The sequence below is a fragment of the Rhodopila globiformis genome (assembly GCF_002937115.1).
Classification (GTDB): domain Bacteria; phylum Pseudomonadota; class Alphaproteobacteria; order Acetobacterales; family Acetobacteraceae; genus Rhodopila; species Rhodopila globiformis.
In genome coordinates, this window is the sequence record NZ_NHRY01000176.1 from 1 (window position 1) to 3,187 (window position 3,187).

General features: G+C 64.5%; 4 protein-coding genes. All 4 read right to left on the minus strand.

What is annotated here, in order from left to right; translation table 11 throughout:
- Nucleotides 1–352: 352 nt before the first annotated feature.
- Nucleotides 353–865, minus strand: a complete 513-nt coding sequence (locus CCS01_RS16340; RefSeq protein ID WP_146101801.1) for a Swt1 family HEPN domain-containing protein — start codon at nucleotides 863–865, stop codon at nucleotides 353–355.
- A 3-nt stretch (nucleotides 866–868) separates the two neighbouring features.
- Nucleotides 869–1,207 carry a HepT-like ribonuclease domain-containing protein gene (locus CCS01_RS16345; RefSeq protein WP_104519854.1) on the minus strand — a complete coding sequence of 113 codons (339 nt, stop codon included), beginning with the start codon at nucleotides 1,205–1,207 and terminating at the stop codon, nucleotides 869–871.
- Nucleotides 1,194–1,493 (minus strand): nucleotidyltransferase family protein, encoded by a 300-nt coding sequence (locus CCS01_RS16350; protein WP_104519855.1) that lies wholly within the window; start codon nucleotides 1,491–1,493, stop codon nucleotides 1,194–1,196. The genes CCS01_RS16345 and CCS01_RS16350 overlap by 14 nt, the downstream gene beginning before the upstream one ends.
- A gap of 96 nt (nucleotides 1,494–1,589) precedes the next feature.
- Nucleotides 1,590–2,561 (minus strand): recombinase family protein, encoded by a 972-nt coding sequence (locus CCS01_RS16355; RefSeq protein ID WP_104519856.1) that lies wholly within the window; start codon nucleotides 2,559–2,561, stop codon nucleotides 1,590–1,592.
- Nucleotides 2,562–3,187 lie beyond the last annotated feature (626 nt).

A 3,187-nucleotide genomic window follows, 5' to 3' on the forward strand; every position in this document is an offset into this window, starting at 1 on the left:
CTCACCAAGGAATACGTCACCAGGACCGGAAGGCTCAGCCACGATCCGTGAGGGACAGGTTCTGTCAAACCTCAAATTCCGTGATCAGAAAACGCCCAAAACCCGTCGCTTTGCTTGCTCAGGCTCAGTGTGCCGAATCGGTCACGGGGAAGTAATCGAATCCCTCGTCATTCCGGGCAACGACCTCGGCCAACGGCTCTGTTGTGCGGCAGGTCCGGAGCAAATGGCGTGGGGTGGCGATCAGCCCAACCGACAGCCGATCCTGAAGCGCACCCATCAGACTCTGCTCAGCCGTGGTCTTGTTGGGCCAAGCATCGCGAATAGCCGAAGAAACAGCCTCGGACATCACGGATCAAAGCGCGTCCAGCAGATCAGGCTCCGCCCGACCCAGCACGTTCCCCGGCTTGGTGGCCCGCTGTGCCCGCGCCTTTTCGTCGAAGATGAGCCGGCGCCGTTCCATCTTCATCCGGTGGACATAGTCGGACTGCGGCGCGGACACCGCTGTCAGCAGGCGCGTAATGGAGTCGAGCGCGCGGTCGGTATCATCACCGGAGAACGGCACCTGGTGCGCCCATTTGTTGCGCCAGTCCCGCACCTCCTGCACCAGGAAGCGTTCAACGCGGCCGAGCGTGGGGGCGAACACGGCGTTCCAGGTGTCCCACGTCAGCTTCAGCAGGCCGGCGACATTCCACTGCGAGAGCGGCTTGTTGCCCAGCATCGGGTCGTCCGCAGAGCGACGCACCGCATCCATGGACACGCTGCCGGCTTTCATCGCGGCCTGGACTTTGCGCTCGATGAATGGCGCGAGGCCGGCCCGCAGCACCTCCATCGCCTGGTTAACACGTTCCTGATTGATAATGGCCATGGGTCAGTCCGTGGGCAAAAGGGACATGAGCAGCGGCAGGAGCGCGGGAATCTCCACCGTCGCGGTTTTCCAGACGATCTCGTGATCGATGTCGGCGTAGGCGTGCACCAGCCGATGCCGCATGCCGATGATGCGGGGCCAGGGCACGGACGGTGTTGCCGCGCGTGTTGCCGCCGAAATGTGGGCCGCCGCCTCGCCGACGATCTGGAGGGCCTGCACCAGGGCAAACAGCAGCATCAGATCGGTATCAAGGTCGGCCTGCTGGCGCCCGGCGACGAATTGCTGCGCTGCCTGCGCGGCCTCGATCATATGGCGGATGCGGATGGCTTCATCGGGCGTCAAACTGCGCCTCCGCGGTGCGCACGACCTCGTCGCGGAAGTAGCGGCTGAGGTCGCCGGCGGTGCGGAGATCGACCTTGCGGCCATCCAGCAATGAGGACAGTTCTATCTCGATCTGCGCCATGGTAAGCAGGCCGGGCGTGGCATCTGGCTCGAATTCCACCAGCAGGTCCACGTCGCTGTCCGGCCGACTGGTGCCCTTCAGCGTGGAGCCGAACAGCGACAGCCGGCGGATGCTGTAGCGCCGGCAGACAGATTCCAAAGCGGCATCGTCGGGGAAGATGGGCATGGGCACCTCCTTACAGCATCGTCGGCTGGAACGACGCCTGGCCGCGCATGAGGAGTATAAGGATTCATAGGCGGGCGCATACCACCTCGTGTGGTCCTATGTCGCGATCACCATGGGCTCTGCCGGACTGTCCCACACTTTTTTGTCTCCCCACTTCGACCCCGGCGGCACCAATCCGGCCAGGCGCACGCGATCGAGCAGAGCGTTCAGCGAGGCGGGTGCCCAGCTGGTGCCGCCACGCGGTGGCCGGTGCCCAAGCCGCACGAGCTCAACACCCATCTCCGCGAGCGTAATCCGGGGTCGGCCGGCGAGCAGACCCGCAACGGCATCACACGCCCGTTGCCGCGCCGCGACACCCTTGCGCGGCTTGCGCCGCGGCGCCATGCCCAAGACAACCGCATCCACCAGACCCTCCGCGGCCAGAAACCGCACGGTGCTGACCAATCGGCTTTCGGTGAACGTCTTGGAACCGACAGGCAGGACGACATTCACCGCCACGGTGACCTCCGGCCAGGCCGTCTGCGGCCGCAGACGCCGGACAACCGGCATCCAGGTTTCCATCTCAGCCGTCAGGCGCGCCAGCCTGGTGGCGTGCCGCGAGGCCGCGAGCTTGGCGAGCACCACCGGATCCTTGTCTCGCAGCCCGGGATTGCCCCCTACCCTGCCCCGCGCCCGTGCCGCCTTCACACCAACAACCGTCCGTTCGCGGATTAGACTCCGTTCGAATTCAGCAACGGCCCCGAGCATCTGCAGCACGAGAACGCCGCTCGGGCCTGCGGTATCGATCGGATCGGCGAGCGACTTGAAGTGCGCCCCGCGCGCCCTCAGGGTTTCAACCACCGCGAGCAGATGCGACAGCGACCGTGCCAACCGGTCGATCCGCGCCACCACCAACATGTCGCCGCGCCTGACCCGCGCCAGCGCCGCCGCCAACTGTGGCCGCGACCGGTTACCGCCGGAGGCATACTCCTCGAAGATCTCGCCGCAGCCGGCCGCCCGCAGGGCATCGAGCTGCGGGCCGAGGTTCTGATCGTCGGTTGAAACCCGCGCGTAGCCGATCAACGCCATCGTTTCGCCTCCGCGCGGCAGCCTACCCCCTTCTTTCAGATCATGGAAGTTGATCAGAAACGGTGGGTTGGAAACCAAGTATTAGGGTGAAAATCTTCATGGGCGATTCTTGTCAATTCTCGGATGTTCGTGTAGCGCGACAGCGACATCGGCACTGCCTCGAGCCAATCGGCGAGTGCCTGTGCCCCAGACCGCTGCCGCGTCGTCCCAATGTGCCACCATAGCCGTAATAGGGGCAAAACCCCGGGCACGCACGTGCAGCACGCGCTCGAAACTGGGACGACAGGCACGGAATTCCGCCATTTTTTGGCATCCAATTGCGGAACGATATGGGCGATCACCAAATTCGCCCGGGGTTTTGCCCGCATTACCCATAGCCAAGCTAAGGCATTGGGATGCGTCTATAGGCATTCCCTAGTACACCTCGCCGGAAGTGGCGACTCCGTTGATGGGTGGCCCGGCGCGGGTGAGTCTGGTTTGCCACAGTCTGGCGGCAATCGCCGTGACCAGCCGCCGTCAGGAGCCGTTCTGGCGAGTCAGGAGCGGCCTGAATATGGCAGGCCACAGGCTCACGCCTCGCCCTGATTCACCGGAGCCTTCATGCCCCGTCTGACTGCCGCCCCGAT